This is a genomic window from Halomonas sp. DP5N14-9 (genome assembly GCF_019802175.1).
In the GTDB taxonomy this organism is placed as follows: domain Bacteria; phylum Pseudomonadota; class Gammaproteobacteria; order Pseudomonadales; family Halomonadaceae; genus Halomonas; species Halomonas litopenaei.
Genome location: NZ_JAHVHR010000029.1, coordinates 97,915 through 113,819, shown reverse-complemented (window position 1 = coordinate 113,819; position 15,905 = coordinate 97,915). Strand labels below are relative to the sequence as shown.

The following is a 15,905-nucleotide window of genomic DNA, read 5'->3' as shown; positions in this document are numbered from 1 at the left end:
TCTGCCGGCTCCTGGACAGGCGCCTCTGCGGCGCTCTCCGCCTGCACCGGTGTGTTGTCTTCGCTTTCTGCCTGGGCCTCTCCGCCCTGCCCATCGCCGCCCTGATGCTCGCCACGATAGGCAAACAAGGGCGCATGGACTCGCGCCATTTCACCCTTCGCCACGTGCAGCCTGGTAACGACGCCGGCTTCCGGGGCGGTGATTTCCACCAGCGCCTTGTCCGTCATCACCTCGACCACAGGCTGGTCTTCGGCGATGGTATCACCCTCGGCAATCTTCCATTCCATCACCTCACACTCGACGATGCCCTCGCCGATGTCAGGCAGCTTGAACTCTGTCATGTCTTGGCTCCCGGCGCCGTCTCAGTAGTGGAGTGAGGTCTTGATGGCCTCGTAGATCTTCAGATGGTCGGGCAGATACTCCTTCTCCAGCGTCAGCGGAAAAGGTGTATCGATGCCGGTCACCCGTTGGATCGGCGACTCCAGGTAAAGAAAGCAGCGCTCCTGAATGGCAGCGGCGATTTCTCCGGCGAAGCCCCCTGTGCGGGGCGCCTCGTGGGTGATGACCAGGCGGCCTGTCTTCAGTACCGACTCGGCGACGGTATCCTCGTCCCAGGGCAGGATGCTGCGCAGATCGATCACTTCGCAGGACACCCCGTCCTTTTCTGCCATCTCCACCGCCCGATCGATCACCTCCATCTGAGCCCCCCAGCCCAGCAGCGTGATATCGGCTCCTTCCTTGGTCACCTCGGCTTCTCCCAGCGGCAGCTGGTAATCCTCTTCCGGGACCTCGCCGGTGGAGGCGCGATAGAGGCGCTTCGGCTCGAAGAACAGCACCGGATCTGGGTCACGAATGGCGGCCAGCAACAGGCCCTTGGCCTCGTAGGGATTGCGCGGCACCACGATCTTGAGACCCGGGGTGTGGGCGAAATAGGCCTCGGGCGACTGGGAGTGATAGAGGCCACCGGAGATACCACCGCCGTAGGGCGCGCGGATGGTCAACCCGCCGACGTTGAACAGATCGCCGGAGCGGTAGCGAAACTTGGCGGTCTCGTTGACGATCTGGTCGAAGGCCGGAAAGATGTAGTCGGCGAACTGGATCTCCGCCACCGGCACCGATCCCTGGGCCGCCAGCCCATTGGCGAAGCCGATGATGCCCTGCTCCACCAATGGCGTGTTGAAGCAGCGCGCCTTGCCGTACTTTTCCTGAAGGTGACTGGTCGCACGGAAGACGCCACCGAAGCCCCCGACGTCCTCACCGAAGCACAGCACCTTGTCGTCTTCGGCCATGGCGATGTCCAGCGCCTGGTTGATGGCCTGCAGCATATTGATGGTCGGCATCTCAGTCCCCTCCCTGGTCGGCATCGCGATGGCTCAACGCCGGGTCCAGCGACCTGGCCCCACGCGGATAGGCCTCCGGGTAGCGACGAACATGCTGCTTGAGAGCATCGAGCTGATGCTGCAGCGCAGGCGTCACGTCGGCATAGACGTCGGTGACCATGGTATCGATCGCCGGAGGTGGGCGCTTTTCGGCCCGTTTCATGGTTTCCAGCACCTCGCGACGCAGTTCGTCCTGCAACGCCTTTTCCTCGTCTTCGCTCCACCAGCCCTGGGCCTCGAGCCACAGCTGCATGCGCCGGATCGGGTCCTTGGCCCGCCAGGCGTCCTCTTCCTTGCGCGAACGATAGCCCGATGGGTCATCGGAAGAGCTGTGGGCCGCCAGACGGTAGGTCATGGCCTCGATCAGTACGGGCTTGTTCTCCTCCACCGCCAGACGTCGTGCCTTTTCGGTGGCCCGGTAGACCGCCAGCACGTCGTTGCCGTCGACGCGGATCACGTGCATGCGATATCCCAGCGCCCTGGGCGCCACGCCATCTGCGGCGAACTGCTCCACCGACGGCGTGGAAATGGCGTAGCCATTGTTGCGACAGAAGAAGATCACCGGCGCTTCGTGTACCGCCGCCATATTGAGCGCCGCGTGGAAATCGCCCTCGGAGGCAGCGCCCTCACCAAAATAGACGATGGTGCAGAGGCCCTCTCCCGCCAGCTTCTGGCCATAGGCATAGCCCGTGGCCTGGGGAATCTGAGTCGCCAGCGGTGATGAAATGGTCATGTAGTGCAGCTTGCGCGACCCATAGTGGATCGGCATCTGCCGGCCCTTGCCGTAGTCCAGTTCATTGCCGAACAACTGGTTCATGAACTCGTCGAAGCTGAAGCCGCGATAGGCCAAGGCGCCCTGCTCTCGGTACTGAGCCATGATCATGTCGGCGTCGTCCAGGGCGGCGGCGCTGCCGATGACCGCCGCTTCCTCGCCGGTGCACTGCATGTAGAAGCTCAGGCGTCCCTGACGCTGCGCCGCCATCATGCGCTCGTCCAGCACCCGGGTGGCCACCATGGCGTGGTAGATTCTCAGCGCCTTGTCGCGCTCGAGATCCGGCCCTTCGGCGCCGTCATGGAGGGTGCCATCCTGGGATAGCACCGCATATGTGGGAATGCTGTATTCGTCGCCGGACAGAAAGTCCGGGCGGTGGGTCTGTGCGGTCGTCGTCATCGTGCTGTTCCTTTGCCCCTTTTGAGGGCAGTGTTGTCTTTATTCCCGCTCCTTGCCAGGGGATTGCCCGTGGCGGGACCAACGCACTGACTTGACGTTAACGTAAACTGAGACGCCTGCCTAGCCGCGACTTTGGTCGAAAATTCGTCTCGAATTGCCTCGATGGACCGCTTTGCGGCGAGCACCATGGGACGCCCGAACCGGGCCACCGTGACGGGGAGACCGGCTGGTGAGAGACGCAGGCCACCACGAAGCCCCCCTCTCTGCACGGGGGCTTCGCGGATACGGAGATCAGGAAAGGGAAAGCGGACCAGGTCTCGGTGTTCGGACCCGGACGACGCCATCAGGCCCGGCGAGCAGGAGCCAGGCGCGCGAACACGCTGTCCACCGTCAGCGCCAGCAGTGCAATCAGCACTGCGCCCTGGACGATGTAGGCGGTGTTGCCATTGACGATACCGGAGATGATCGGGTCCCCAAGGTTGCTTGAACCAACGGTAGCACCCAGGGCGGCGGTGGCGATGTTGATCGTCACCGAGGTGCGAATACCGGCCAGGATCACCGGTGCCGCCAGCGGCAATTCCACCTGGCGCAGGATCTGGCCACTGGTCATGCCCATGCCACGGGCGGCCTCCCGCACCGAGGGATCGATACCCTCGATCCCGGCGAGAGTGTTACGCACGATGGGCAGCAGACCATAGAGCAGCAATGCCACCACGATGGGCAGGGTGCCGAAACCCAGCACCGGCACCGCCAGCGCCAGTACCGCCACCGGAGGAAACGTCTGTCCCAGCGATGCCACCTGGGCGACCAGCGGCAGAAAATCGCGTCCTCCCGGACGGGTGACGGCGATGGCGCCGCCCACCCCGATCAAGGTAGCCAGCACGGCGGCAACGCTGACCACCAGCAGATGGCGTCCCAACAACACCAGAAAGTCCACCCGCGAGAAGATCACGTCACGGCTATCGGGCTCGACCCAGCGAAACAGCGCTTCCAGCTGCCCCATCAACAGACAACCCGCCAGCAGCAACAGCCCCCAGATGACAGGAACCCGCCAGCGGCTGGCCCAGTGCTCAGTCATGGCCCCGGGCTCCCACCAGCCGACGAAAGCTCAGTTCGCCGATCGGAATATCATCGTCATCGACCACTGCCAGGCGCTCGACCCGGCGCCATAGCATCACCGATAGCGCCTCCCTGAGCGAGGCGCCCTGGTCGATCCGCTCGCGCGCCACGCCACCGGTGCCCAGAGGCATCATGCGCTCGCTGACCGGCAGTAGCGCTGCCTCCTTGAGGCCGCGATCCTCGCCCCCCAGCAGCGAGGCGACGAAATCGTTGGCGGGGTCTCTCAGCACGCTCAATGGATGCCCCTGCTGCATGATCTGCCCTTCGTGCATCACCACCAGCCGGTCAGCCAGGGTCAGGGCCTCGTCCATGTCGTGGGTCACGAATACGATGGTCTTGCCCAGCCGCGCCTGAAGATCACGCAGCTCCAGTTGCAGGCTCTCGCGGGTGATCGGGTCGAGGGCGCCAAACGGCTCGTCCATCAGGAGGATATCCGGGTCCGCCGCCAGGGCGCGGGCGACCCCGACCCGCTGCGCCTGCCCCCCGGACAACTGGTCGGGGTACTTGCCGGCAAATTCGTCCATCGACAGCCCCAGCAAGGCCATCAGCTCCTCGACCCGTGCGTCGATCCTGGCCTTTGGCCACTTGAGCAGTCGCGGCACCAGGCCGATGTTGCGCGCCACGGTCCAGTGGGGGAACAGACCGGTGCTCTGGATGGCGTAGCCGATCCGACGCCTCAGCGTCTCTTCCCTGAAGCTGCGAATGGGCTGCTGGTCGATATGGATCTCGCCATCGCTGTGTTCGATCAGCCGGTTGATCATCCTCAGGGTGGTGGACTTGCCGCAGCCGGAGGTCCCCACCAGGCAGCAGAACTCCCCGCTCTCCACCTTCAGCGAAATGCTGTCCACCGCAGTGGTCGACCCGAAACGCTTGCTGATATTGATCAATTCGATCATGCGGCCTCTCCTCTCCCCAGTCGCCTCGACAGGTTGCCGAGTACCGCATCGGCGAGTATTGCCATCACCAGAATGGGCAAGGCCCCCAACAGCACCAGATCCATGGCGGCCTGACCCAGCCCTTGAAAGATGAAACGCCCGAGCCCACCGGCGCCGATCAGGGCCGCCACCGCGGTCAGGCCAATGGCCTGCACCGTGGTGATGCGCACCCCTTCCAGCAGTACCGGCACCGCCAGTGGCAGGCGCACCTGAAAGAAGATCTGCAACCGACTCATGCCCATGCCGCGCGCCGCCTCGATCACACCGGGGGAAACGCCCTCCAGGGCAACAAAGGTGTTTCTGACCATCGGCAACAGGCTGTAGGCCACCAGGGCCAGTAGCGCCGGCGCCCAACCGATGCCGCTGATGCCGAGCGAATCGACCCAGGGGTAGCGATTGGCAAGCCAGGCCAGCGGTCCGAGCAACAAGCCGAACAAGGCCAGACTGGGGATCGTCTGCAGGAAATTGAGTACCGCGAAGGCGCCCCGTTGCGCTTCGGGATAGCGCCGCATCAGCAGCGCGATGCCGGCGCCGAGGACCAGACTGACGCCGACGGTGGTAGTGACCAGCAGCAGGTGCTCGCCGATGGCCAGCCAGAAGTCATCGGCACGGCCCTGGTACTCCTGCCACAACGCCAGACGATTCAGCCCCAGCGGCAGGCAGACGGCGAGCAGCGCCAGCGGAGTCAGCATCAAGAGCCAGGACACCCCGGTCGACAGCCGCTGTCGAGTCCGCAGGTCCAAAAGCGCCAACATCAGCACAAACAGCGCACACCAGATGCCTGAACCGATCCCGAGCCGCGCCTGGGGCAGCTCAGGATCGATAAGCAGGTGCACCGCCAACACCAGCCACAGCGGCAGGCCTGCCAGCGCCAGCAGCACCAGCCCAAGCGAGCGCCAGCCGGGGTCAGCGCTACGCGCCGACAATGCCGCAAGGCCCATGGGCAGGCTGGCCAGCAGCGCCATGGCGGGCCCGGCCACCTCCCAGGCGTAGAGAGCCTCGCCGGGCACAATACGATTCGGTGCGACGCTGACCACAGGCAAGGCCCACCAGGCACCGAGCCCCACCAGCATCAGAGTCAGCAATACCGTATTGCCGCGCTCACCGTTCACTGCACTCAAGAGACCGATGGCTCAGTCCTCGAGAGTCGACAGGTAGTCGGCGGCCACCTTCGCCGGGTCCAGACCGTTCACCGCCACGTCACCGTTGAGACGCTGCAGGGTCTCAAGATCCAGCGACTGGAACACCGGCGCCAGAGCCTCTTCGATCTCGGGGTGAGCCTCGAGCACCTCCTTGCGCACGACGGGAGCCGGCTGATAGACCGGCTGAACACCCTTGGTGTCGGTCATCACGGTGAGGTCCAGCGCCTGCAGGCCACCATCGGTGCCGTAGGTCATCGCAGAATTCACGCCGCTGGTCTGCTGGGCCGCGGCGCGCATGGTCGCGGCGGTGTTGCCCCCGGAGAGTACCAGCAGGTCATCATCGTCCAGAGAGAAGCCGTAAGCCTCCTCGAACGCCGGCAAGGCAAAGGCGGACTCGACGAAATCGGTACTGGCCGCGAGCTTGTATTCGCCCCCCTGGTTGATGAAGTCAGCCATGTCTTCCAGGGTCTCGAGCCCGTTGTCACGGGCGACGTCTCCGCGCACGCTGATGGCGTAGGTATTATTGGCCGAGGCCGGCTCGAGCCATACCAGCCCCTGCTCGGCGTCCTTGCTCTTCACCGTTTCATAGGCCTTGTCCGCGTCATGCCACACCGGGCTGTCGGTCATGTCGTGGAAGAAGGCACCGTTGCCGGTGTATTCCGGATAGATATCGGTCTCGCCGTTGATCAAGGCCTCGCGCACGATGCTGGTGCCGCCAAGCTGAAGCCGATCCTCGACCTCGAGCCCTGCCGCTTCCAGGCGCTGCAGGATCATCTGACCCAGCACGGAGCCCTCGGTATCGATCTTGGAGGACACCACCAGCGGGTCCTGTGCTTGAACCTGCCCCGCCAGGGCAGAGGCGACCATCACGGCTAACACCAGGGGACGTTTCATATATCTCACCCAATTCCTTGTGTGTGTATGCTGAGTATAAGGAGGCAAGGCCAAGCCTGCTGAACGTTTCACCAACGTGAGTCCATCATGACCTCATGCCAAGGCGCAACCACCGCCGTCCAGCTCGGCGCAGTACCCAACCATCCCATGGTGCGTGATCTGGCATGGCTGATGACGGCTCCCGACCTGATCGACACCGTCTGGCCCGGGCGTCCGAGTCTGACCCAGCTCGGGCTGGGCGAGCCGGAGCACCGACACGCCTATCTGGCGGCCATCGACGCCGACCCGAGCGCACTTGAGGCGATGGTGGGGCGCACCGCCACCACCCGGCTTGGACAATATCACGAGTTTCTTTGGCAATTTTTGCTCTCTACGGCACCGGCTACCGAGTTGCTGGCTCACAATGTGCCTATTCGAGAAGAAAAGCGGACCCTGGGCGAACTGGACCTGCTCTACCGCAACGCCGATGGGCGCCTTCAACACCTGGAAGTGGCGATCAAGTTCTTTCTCGGCCTCCCCTGCGGTCCGGGGGACTCGAGCGATACCTGTCGCTGGATAGGCCCCGGGGGGCTGGACAGCCTGGCGCTGAAGGTCAGCCATCTGTTGCATCATCAACTGCCCCTGCTGCAGAGCCAGCGCGCCCGAGAGCTTTTGCGTCTGGGCCTGAATGACAGCCCCGCCAACACGATCAAAGGGGCTCCCCTGGCGTCACTGCAACACGGAATCGAGGCCCACCTGGCGATGCCCGGGGTGTTGTTTCAACCCTGGCACTGTCCCATGGCGCTACCCCGCGGCGTGCCGGATTCGGCGCTACAGGGGCTCTGGTGTCACTGGCGCGACTGGTCGGCCCTGTGCAGACAATTCGAGAACATGCGCTTCGGTACCTGCCTGGCGAAACCCCATTGGCTGGCCCCGCCACAACCGCGACACTGGAGCAGCCGTGACGACCTGACACGGGCGCTGGCGGCACATTTCGCCACCTATGCGACACCGGTACAGGTGATGCTGACCGAGGACCCCCTGCGCTTCGAGCGAGAGGCACTGGACCCGCCGCTGGATGGCTCATGGGTCCTTGGCCAGGATGCCGATGAGCCTGCCACCCCGGACATGAAAAATGCGCCGCCCGCGGCATGCGGACGGCGCATCTTCGTGGTCGGCGACGACTGGCCCCGACAGGTCCCCCTGCCGCCCCGTGCGGTGCACAAGCGACAGGCGACTACGGGCTGAGCTCAGCCCTTGTCGACCACCCAGGTGGTACCTTCGCGGGAGTCCTTGAGCACGATCCCCAGGGCGGCGAGCTCGTCGCGGATGCGGTCCGCTTCGGCGAACTGCCTGGCCTTCTTGGCCTCCGCCCGCGCCGCGATACGCGCATTGATCTCGTCTTCGGACAGCGCTACCGAACCACCCTTGAGGAAGGCGGCCGGCTCCTGGGTCAACAAGCCCAGGATACCGCCCAGACGCTTGAGCTCGAGCGCCAGGGCAGGAACGTCATCGCTGCCTTCCTTGCGCGCACGATTGAGCTCGCGTACCAGTTCGAACAGCACCGACAGGGCCTCCGGCGTGTTGAAGTCATCGTCCATGGCGGCGCTGAAGCGTGCGGCGTAGTCGCCCGGCCCTACTTCGATTTCCGCCGGCAGCGCGACACCGTCAAGCGCGGTATAGAAGCGCTCGAGTGACTTGCGTGCCTCGCCAAGCGCCTCCGGGGCGTAGTTGATGGCACTGCGATAGTGGCTTGCCACCAGCAGATACCGCACCACCTCTGGATCGTGGTGCTCCAGCACCTCGCGAATGGTGAAGAAGTTGCCCAGTGACTTCGACATCTTTTCGCTGTCGACCCGCACCGCTCCGGCGTGCATCCAGGTATTGACGTAGCGCTCGCCTGTGGCCGCCTCGCTCTGGGCGATCTCGTTCTCGTGGTGCGGGAAGGTCAGGTCCGGACCTCCACCGTGGATGTCGAAGGTGTTGCCCAGGCAGCAGGTGGACATTGCCGAACATTCGATATGCCAACCCGGACGCCCCTCGCCCCAGGGAGAGGCCCAGCTGGCCTCACCCGGCTTGGCACCCTTCCACAGCACGAAGTCCAGCGGATCTTCCTTGTGCTCGTCGACCTCGACGCGGGCGCCGGAGCGCATATCGTCGAGGTTACGATTATTGAGCTTGCCGTAGCCTTCGAACTTGCGCACGCGATAGTAGACATCGCCGTTACCCGGCGCGTAGGCAAAGCCCTTGTCGATCAGCACCTCGATCATGGCGATGATCTCGGCCACGTGACCGGTGGCCCTGGGCTCCTGGTCCGGACGCTGGACAAACAGTCGACCTTCATCCTCGTGCATGACGTCGATCATGCGCTCGGTCAGTTCACCGATGCTCTCGCCGTTCTCTTCGGCGCGACGCAGGATCTTGTCGTCGATATCGGTGATGTTGCGCACGTAGGTGACGTCATAGCCACGATGGCGCAGATAGCGGCTGATGACATCGAAGGCGACCATGACCCGGGCATGTCCCAGGTGGCAGAAGTCATACACCGTCATGCCACAGACGTACATGCGTACCTTGCCCGGCTCGATGGGCGTGAACTCTTCCTTGGTGCGGCTCAGCGTGTTGTATATCTGCATGTCAGCCCTTCTTCTGCATCTTGGCCCAGGTGTCCTTGAGACCGACCGTGCGATTGAACACTAGGTGATCGGGGCGGCTGGCGTAGCGGTCGGCACAGAAGTAGCCGACGCGCTCGAACTGATAGCGATCCTCGTTGCCGGCATCAGCCAGGCTCGGCTCGCCGACACCCTGGACGGTCACCAGCGACTCGGGGTTCAGGTGCTCGAGGAAATCGGCGTCCTTGTCCTTGTCCGGCTGCTCGACCAGGAACAGATTGTCGTAGAGCCGCACCTCGATCGGCACCCCGTGGCTGGCACTGACCCAGTGGATGACCCCTTTCACCTTGCGCCCTTCCGGGTTCTTGCCCAGGGTGTCGAAGTCCACACTGCAACGCAGCTCCTGGATCTCGCCAGCCTCGTCCTTGACCACCTCGTCGCAACGGATCACGTAGCTGTTGCGCAGGCGAACCTCCTTGCCCGGGGCCAGACGGAAGAACTTCTTCGGCGGCTCTTCCATGAAATCGTCGCGGTCGATCCACAGCTCTCGGGTAAAGGGGATACGGCGTACCGGCATGTCGTCACGGGCCGGGTGTCCCGCCACCTCGTAGACCTCTTCGTGGTCGGCGTCGACATTGGTCAACACCACCTTGAGTGGCTTCAGCACGCACATGGCACGAGGCGCATTGTCCTCGAGGTCGGAGCGGATGGCATGGGTCAACATGGCAATGTCCACCAGACCGCCGTCGGCCCGGGTCACACCGATCATCTCGCAGAACTTGCGAATCGACGCCGGTGTATAACCGCGCCGACGCATCCCGGAGATGGTAGGCATGCGCGGATCATCCCAGCCATCGACGATGCCGTTGTCGACCAGCAGCTTGAGCTTGCGCTTGGAGGTCAGGGTATAGTTCAGATTCAGGCGCGCAAACTCGATCTGCCGGGGCTTGGCCGGCACCGGCAGCTGCTCCAGAAACCATTCGTAGAGCGGCCTGTGGTCCTCGAACTCCAGGGTGCAGACCGAGTGGGTAATCCCTTCGATGGCGTCAGACTGCCCGTGGGTGAAGTCGTAGGACGGATAGATCTTCCACTTGTCGCCGGTCTGGTGGTGGCTGGCATGCCGAATGCGATACAGGATCGGGTCGCGCAGGTTGATGTTGGGCGAGGCCATGTCGATCTTCGCGCGCAGCACCTTTTCGCCTTCGGCAAATTCCCCCTGGCGCATGCGCTCGAGCAGATCGAGGTTCTCCTCTGCGCTGCGGTCGCGGTAGGGACTGGGGCGACCGGCTTCGGTCAGGGTACCGCGGTATTCGCGAATCTCGTCCGGAGACAGATCATCGACATAGGCCTTGCCTTCCTTCACCAGATGCTGCGCCCAGGCGTAGAGCTGGTCGAAGTAGTCGGAGGCGAAACGAATGTCGCCCGCCCACTGGAAGCCCAGCCAGTGCACGTCTTCCTTGATGGCGTCGATGTAGGCCTGCTCTTCCTTGGCGGGATTGGTGTCATCGAAGCGAAGATGGCAGTCACCACCGAACTGCTCCGCGAGTCCGAAGTTGAGACAGATCGACTTGGCGTGCCCGATGTGCAAGAAGCCATTCGGCTCGGGGGGGAATCGCGTCACGATCTTCTGTGACCGTCCGGCCTCGATTTCCTCGCGAATCTGATTGCGAATGAAATTCGGCGCGTTGCTGGTCTCGGTGGTCATGTTGATGAATCAACCTCTGGTGAAGTAAGGGCTTTGAAGGGCACAGATCCGCCCCCGGCTTCGCGCTGCGAAGCAAAACGGCTATTATAGCGTCACGCCAGGGCCCGGCGCCAAGCCGGGCCGAGAACGAGAAAGGCGCCAAGAGGCGCTGTAAACGCTACAGGACCACTCCATGATCATTCTGCAGACCAATTTTGGCGACATCTCGATCGAACTCAACCATGAAGAGGCGCCAAAGACCGCGGCCAACTTCGAGCAGTACGTCCGCGATGGCTTCTACGATGGCACCCTTTTCCATCGCGTGATCGACGGCTTCATGGTCCAGGGCGGCGGCTTCGACAGCAACTTCGAGCAGAAGCCCACGCGTGACCCCATCGAGAACGAAGCGGACAATGGCCTCAAGAACGCCACCGGCACCCTGGCCATGGCGCGGACCCAGGACCCTCACTCCGCCACCGCCCAGTTCTTCATCAATGTGGCCGACAACGACTTCCTCAATCATACCGGCAAGAACATGCAGGGCTGGGGCTACTGTGTCTTCGGTCGTGTGGTCGACGGCATGGACGTGGTCAACCGGATCAAGGACGTGGCCACCACCCGACGCGGCATGCACGCCGACGTCCCTGCCGAGGACGTGATCATCCAGCGCGCCTACGTCAAGGACGACGCCTGATCCTCCTGCCTTTCCACCGAGCACGCCCGCGCTGCGGGCGTGCTGCGTTCAGGAGACCATGAACACCATGACCACTCTGTTGATCGCTGACCTGCACCTGCATCCCGAGGCGCCGCAGATCACCCAGGGATTCTTCGACTACCTCGAGCGCAACACCGCCGAAGGCACCGATCTTTACCTGATCGGTGACATCTTCGACGCCTGGATCGGCGACGACCTGATGGATCTCGGCGCCGCGGATCCGTCTGGCCACGCGGCTCTGGCCTGCCAGGTGGCCGAACGCCTCAAGGCTGCCAGCGACGCCGGCATGCGACTTTTCCTGATGCACGGCAACCGCGACTTCCTGCTGGGCGAAAGCTTCGCCCAGCGGGCCGGCGCCACCCTGCTCGACGAACCACAACGACTTGACCTTGGCGGTGAGCCTACCCTGGTGATGCACGGTGACAGCCTGTGCACCAGCGACGAAGCCTACATGGCGTTTCGCGCCAAGGCCCGTGACCCGCAGTGGCAGGCAGGAGTCCTTGCCATGCCGATCCCGGAACGTCTGGCCTTGGCAAGCCAGTTGCGTCAGCAGTCCGGCGAGGCCAACAGCACCAAGGCCGCTGACATCATGGACGTCACCCCCGAGGAAGTCGTCGACGTGATGCAGGCCCACGAGGTTCGCAGGCTGATTCACGGTCATACCCATCGTCCCGCCGTGCATGACTTGAGCCTTGCCGGTCCTCAGGGCGATCCCGTGTCGGCGCAACGTATCGTGGTCGGCGACTGGACCCGCGATCAGGGCTGGGAGGTGCGCATCGAAGACGGCGAGGCCCCATCACTCAACCGCTTTTCCTTCTGACGCAGCCTTTATCGACGCCCTGCCCGCCCTGGGCCTTCGGGCATCGATGACACGCCGGACGCTCAGGCGTCCGGCCCCGCCTCACCCGACGGCCGACGTCGACACTGCTCGAGCGCCCGCTCCAGGCCATCGATATCGAGTTCTATATCCTCTGGCCAGATCATCTCGAGCCGCGAATCCTTGCGCCAGGACGCCTGAGCCTCTTTGCCGGGAACGGACGGAAGCGGGAAGGTGCGCCAGCCCCGGCCGGTTCGCATGACCCCTTTCACCCGCACGCCAGATGGCAGTTGCTTCCACCACTGCTCCAGCGCTGCGAGATCGAAGCACTCCTCGCGGTGCCAATGCCAGCTTGCGGAGCGATACCCCAGACCGTGTCCGTTCTGTCTTGCTGCACCACCGGCGATGGGCGCCGGGACCTCTGGCGTACCTGGCGACGAGTCGATCGCCTCGGCATGCAGCGAAGGCCGACGCAGCAGCAGACTCTGAGCATCGCCACGGACGTTCTGACGGCCTCGCGCCGGGGAGTCGAGCAGATGGCTGATCGGCAACCCTTTCGCGCCGCTTGGCACCATCCAGGATGGTGCCAAGCGGCTCTTCTGGCGCCATCGTTCAACCCCTTGGCGATGCTCGTCCTCGAGCAGGTCCTGCATGGACAGCACCCATCCATCGGCCACTGCCAGCTGATCGATAAAGGTGGAGTGGTTAGTGACTCTGGGATCATCGAGACGGCGTGCATCGAGCACAGTGATGACCTGGCGGAGATCCAGCACCTGGGCAAGATCGCCGCCCCCCAGCACCTCCAGCAGGCCGGCCGGGTGACCGAGCCCGGAGGGCTCGATCAGCAGTCGATCTGGCCGTTCGCGGCGCAGCAACTGCACCAGCACCGAGCGGAAGACCGTCGCCACCTGACAGCAGAGACACCCTCCTGGCACCCCCTGCACGGTGACGTCGTCGCTCTCCCCGACTATCGCTTGGTCGATGCCCACCTGACCAAACTCATTGATCAGGATTGCCCACCGCTCACCAACGGGTTTGCGATCGATCCAATGGCGGATCAACTGGCTCTTGCCGCTGCCGAGAAATCCGGTGATGACATGGGTGGGGATGCTGGCCAGTGGTTGCATGACGGTACTTGGCTCCGGGCTAGAAGATTGGCAGCAGATGGCGACCAATAAGATAACGGTATAAATATAAACAGCCTATGCCGAGGCCTTGTGCGACGCTATACCCTGAACGCCGTATGCGCTTTATCAGAACTCAAGATAACGGTATAAAAAGAACCATCAAGCAGGCACGCAATACCCGAAACATCGCTCCAACAATCGTTCCAACAGGACTTCACAGGCCGGCGCCAACGAAAAGGAGCGCCAGATGGCGCTCCTTTTCGACAGCAGGGGGACCGCGACACGCGTACGGCCCCTCTCCGCGCTGGCTAGACGAGTTGGCTAGTAACGCTCGATCTCGCCGGTATCGCGTAGATGGGTCAACAGGCCATCCAGCACCGCCTGGGCACGCAGCCGCTCGGCCATGCTGGCGACAAACTGCTCCATCTGCTGGTTACCCTCACCCTGGCCAATGCTCTCCAGGGCAATAAGACTGACATCGGCGCCATCGACCGCCCGGCCGTAAACCACCTGGCCCTCTTCAGGATGCGGCAGCTTGAACGCGGTGGTCAGCACTGCATCGGGTACGCTGGGCGCGTCCTGACGGCTGATGTTGTCAGCACGCTGCCAATCGATGTCCAGCGACTGGCCCCCCTGCAGCTGCGACACTCGCTCTTCAGCAAGCTCGATCAAGGCGTCGCGGGTCTTGGCTTGACGCACCGCCGCTTCGACCTGGTCCTTCACCTGCTCCAGTGGGAGCGTCGCCGCGTCGCGGTGATCGAGTACCCGCAGCACCAGACGCCGTGAACCATCCAGCTCGATGACCTCGCTGTTGAAGCCCTCTCCAAGCACCTCATCGCTGAAGGCCTGATCCATCACGCCAGGTTCGGCCAGTACGCCTTCAGCGCCTTCACGACCGACCCAATCACTGGTCTGACGCTCGAGTCCAAGGTCGTCAGCCACACTCTGAAGATCGTCGGCAGCGAAGCTCTCGTCGATCAACTGCTGGGCCTTGTCATTGAAGGCGTCACGCACCTGTGCCTGAGCAAGCTGATCACGCAGACGGTCACGCTCGGAGGCAAAGTCCGCACGATCGATCTCGGTCACCTTGATCAGGTGCAGTCCGTTGTCGGTCTCGACTGCCTCGGAGACCTGGCCCTCGTCGAGGGCAAAGGCGGCCTCTTCAAAGGCCTCGCCGAAGATACCCCGGGTGATCACCCCAAGATCGCCACCGTCGTCGCTGGTGGATGTGTCATCGGAGAACTCGGCCGCCAGATCGTCGAACGCGTCGCCATCGGCCAGTCGCGCCTTGATGGCTTCGATACGGGCCTCGGCCTCGTCTCTGCTGCGCTCGTCGCCGAAGGTCACCATGATGTGTGATATCTGACGATCGGCGTTCTCCGCCTGGGCTTCCCAGGCTTCGCGCAGGTCCTCCTCGCTCACCTCGATATCGGCGGCCATGGCCTCCTGATCGAGCACGATGTAACCGAGCTTGACCTGCTCCGGCCGCAGGAATTCCTGCTGATGCTCGTTGTAGTAGGCTGTCATTTCCGCCTGAGACACCTCGACAGGCGCATCAAGGTCCGCCTCGGTCAGTCGGTGGTAGCGAAAACTACGGGTCTGGCGCTGCAACTCGGCAAGCCGGTCGCGTTCACCTGGCAAGGTGAAGTCGCTGGCGATCAGGCCTTGCTGGATGTGCCCGCGCATGACGTCACGACTGAGCTGCTCGCGGAAGGACAAGGGCGTATAGCCGACACTTGATAGACGGCTGCGGAAGAGCTCCTGGTCGAACTGGCCATCGGCATTCTGAAACTCCGGGCGACTGACGATCAACTGGTCGAGTTGATTGTCCGAAACCGCTAGTCCGCCGTTCTTGGCGTAATCGATCATCAAGCGGTCACTGATCAAGCCTTCGAGCACTTCGCCGCGAAGCGCGCGCTCCTGGTCGGCAGGCACCTGGTTGGAGCGCATGGCGCGCTGGACATTCAGTTCGACCTGCTGGCGATTGATGGGCTCACCATTGACCGTGGCGACCTCGTCGCCGGATTGTCCGAATAGACCAATCAACGACTCCACGCCAAACAGTGCCATGGTGACGATCACGGCACCAATGATGATCTTTGCGATCCAGCTCTGGGATCGGTCGCGAATACTCTGCAGCATGCATGCCTCTGCGAAAGGATGGGGATTCGTCGCGCACCAGTATACGCACCCGAGGGCCTGGCGCGACCTCCCCCAAACTCATGAAAAAGGCGCACCGCGATAGCGATGCGCCCTTGGCGAGTCCGGCGTAGGCGGTGGCCGCCAGACTCGTGTCAACGTGACGATGCTCGACGTGCCGCCGAGACCACG

The 15,905-nt window shown here is 63.3% G+C and carries 13 protein-coding genes and 1 pseudogene; 3 read left to right on the top strand and 11 right to left on the bottom strand.

Annotated features, from left to right (window positions below):
• Window positions 1–134: 134 nt before the first annotated feature.
• The 7 genes and pseudogenes from KUW00_RS22680 to KUW00_RS15305 form a co-directional block, all read right to left on the bottom strand.
• Window positions 135–341: pseudogene (locus KUW00_RS22680) on the bottom strand (biotin/lipoyl-containing protein); the annotation flags it as partial.
• A 21-nt stretch (window positions 342–362) separates the two neighbouring features.
• Window positions 363–1,340: an alpha-ketoacid dehydrogenase subunit beta gene (locus KUW00_RS15330; RefSeq protein ID WP_045993737.1), complete on the bottom strand. Its 978-nt coding sequence runs from the start codon at window positions 1,338–1,340 to the stop codon at window positions 363–365.
• 1 nt (window position 1,341) lies between these two features.
• Window positions 1,342–2,550 (bottom strand): thiamine pyrophosphate-dependent dehydrogenase E1 component subunit alpha, encoded by a 1,209-nt coding sequence (locus KUW00_RS15325; protein WP_045993738.1) that lies wholly within the window; start codon window positions 2,548–2,550, stop codon window positions 1,342–1,344.
• 343 nt (window positions 2,551–2,893) lie between these two features.
• The gene (locus KUW00_RS15320) at window positions 2,894–3,628 is read right to left on the bottom strand and encodes an ABC transporter permease (protein WP_045993739.1); all 735 of its coding nucleotides are present in this window, start codon (window positions 3,626–3,628) and stop codon (window positions 2,894–2,896) included.
• The gene (locus KUW00_RS15315) at window positions 3,621–4,565 is read right to left on the bottom strand and encodes an ABC transporter ATP-binding protein (RefSeq protein WP_045993740.1); all 945 of its coding nucleotides are present in this window, start codon (window positions 4,563–4,565) and stop codon (window positions 3,621–3,623) included. Before KUW00_RS15315 ends, KUW00_RS15320 begins: the two co-directional genes overlap by 8 nt.
• Complete coding sequence (locus KUW00_RS15310) at window positions 4,562–5,716, bottom strand: ABC transporter permease (protein ID WP_315901177.1); 1,155 nt, start codon at window positions 5,714–5,716, stop codon at window positions 4,562–4,564. Before KUW00_RS15310 ends, KUW00_RS15315 begins: the two co-directional genes overlap by 4 nt.
• A 21-nt stretch (window positions 5,717–5,737) precedes the next feature.
• Window positions 5,738–6,640, bottom strand: a complete 903-nt coding sequence (locus KUW00_RS15305) for an ABC transporter substrate-binding protein (RefSeq protein WP_222569490.1) — start codon at window positions 6,638–6,640, stop codon at window positions 5,738–5,740.
• A gap of 87 nt (window positions 6,641–6,727) precedes the next feature.
• Here KUW00_RS15305 and KUW00_RS15300 point away from each other — a divergent pair, with 87 nt between their 5' ends.
• Entirely contained in the window at window positions 6,728–7,867 is a 1,140-nt protein-coding gene (locus KUW00_RS15300) for a DUF1853 family protein (RefSeq protein ID WP_222569489.1), read from the top strand.
• 2 nt (window positions 7,868–7,869) lie between these two features.
• Here KUW00_RS15300 and cysS read toward each other — a convergent pair whose 3' ends face one another.
• Window positions 7,870–9,255 (bottom strand): cysteine--tRNA ligase, encoded by a 1,386-nt coding sequence (cysS, locus tag KUW00_RS15295; RefSeq protein WP_222569488.1) that lies wholly within the window; start codon window positions 9,253–9,255, stop codon window positions 7,870–7,872.
• 1 nt (window position 9,256) lies between these two features.
• Complete coding sequence (locus KUW00_RS15290; RefSeq protein WP_045993745.1) at window positions 9,257–10,936, bottom strand: glutamine--tRNA ligase/YqeY domain fusion protein; 1,680 nt, start codon at window positions 10,934–10,936, stop codon at window positions 9,257–9,259.
• 172 nt (window positions 10,937–11,108) lie between these two features.
• Between KUW00_RS15290 and KUW00_RS15285 the strand changes: the two genes are divergently transcribed.
• Window positions 11,109–11,609, top strand: a complete 501-nt coding sequence (locus KUW00_RS15285; protein WP_045993746.1) for a peptidylprolyl isomerase — start codon at window positions 11,109–11,111, stop codon at window positions 11,607–11,609.
• Between the two features lie 58 nt (window positions 11,610–11,667).
• A complete protein-coding gene (locus KUW00_RS15280) occupies window positions 11,668–12,450 on the top strand; it encodes a UDP-2,3-diacylglucosamine diphosphatase (RefSeq protein WP_311767537.1) in 783 nt (260 codons plus the stop codon).
• 62 nt (window positions 12,451–12,512) lie between these two features.
• Here KUW00_RS15280 and KUW00_RS15275 read toward each other — a convergent pair whose 3' ends face one another.
• Window positions 12,513–13,574, bottom strand: a complete 1,062-nt coding sequence (locus KUW00_RS15275; RefSeq protein ID WP_222569487.1) for a CobW family GTP-binding protein — start codon at window positions 13,572–13,574, stop codon at window positions 12,513–12,515.
• A gap of 321 nt (window positions 13,575–13,895) precedes the next feature.
• Window positions 13,896–15,716, bottom strand: coding sequence for a SurA N-terminal domain-containing protein (locus tag KUW00_RS15270; protein WP_222569486.1), 1,821 nt, complete (start codon window positions 15,714–15,716; stop codon window positions 13,896–13,898).
• Between the last annotated feature and the right edge of the window lie 189 nt (window positions 15,717–15,905).

What these genes read in the sequence shown, in the direction of transcription:
- KUW00_RS15330 (WP_045993737.1), bottom strand. Translation starts at nt 1,340, where the DNA reads ATGCCGACCATCAATATGCTGCAGGCCATCAACCAGGCGCTGGACATC.
- KUW00_RS15290 (WP_045993745.1), bottom strand. Translation starts at nt 10,936, where the DNA reads ATGACCACCGAGACCAGCAACGCGCCGAATTTCATTCGCAATCAGATT.
- KUW00_RS15275 (WP_222569487.1), bottom strand. Translation starts at nt 13,574, where the DNA reads ATGCAACCACTGGCCAGCATCCCCACCCATGTCATCACCGGATTTCTC.
- KUW00_RS15285 (WP_045993746.1), top strand. Translation starts at nt 11,109, where the DNA reads ATGATCATTCTGCAGACCAATTTTGGCGACATCTCGATCGAACTCAAC.
- KUW00_RS15325 (WP_045993738.1), bottom strand. Translation starts at nt 2,550, where the DNA reads ATGACGACGACCGCACAGACCCACCGCCCGGACTTTCTGTCCGGCGAC.
- KUW00_RS15280 (WP_311767537.1), top strand. Translation starts at nt 11,668, where the DNA reads ATGAACACCATGACCACTCTGTTGATCGCTGACCTGCACCTGCATCCC.
- KUW00_RS15300 (WP_222569489.1), top strand. Translation starts at nt 6,728, where the DNA reads ATGACCTCATGCCAAGGCGCAACCACCGCCGTCCAGCTCGGCGCAGTA.
- KUW00_RS15270 (WP_222569486.1), bottom strand. Translation starts at nt 15,716, where the DNA reads ATGCTGCAGAGTATTCGCGACCGATCCCAGAGCTGGATCGCAAAGATC.
- KUW00_RS15305 (WP_222569490.1), bottom strand. Translation starts at nt 6,640, where the DNA reads ATGAAACGTCCCCTGGTGTTAGCCGTGATGGTCGCCTCTGCCCTGGCG.
- KUW00_RS15320 (WP_045993739.1), bottom strand. Translation starts at nt 3,628, where the DNA reads ATGACTGAGCACTGGGCCAGCCGCTGGCGGGTTCCTGTCATCTGGGGG.
- KUW00_RS15315 (WP_045993740.1), bottom strand. Translation starts at nt 4,565, where the DNA reads ATGATCGAATTGATCAATATCAGCAAGCGTTTCGGGTCGACCACTGCG.
- cysS (WP_222569488.1), bottom strand. Translation starts at nt 9,255, where the DNA reads ATGCAGATATACAACACGCTGAGCCGCACCAAGGAAGAGTTCACGCCC.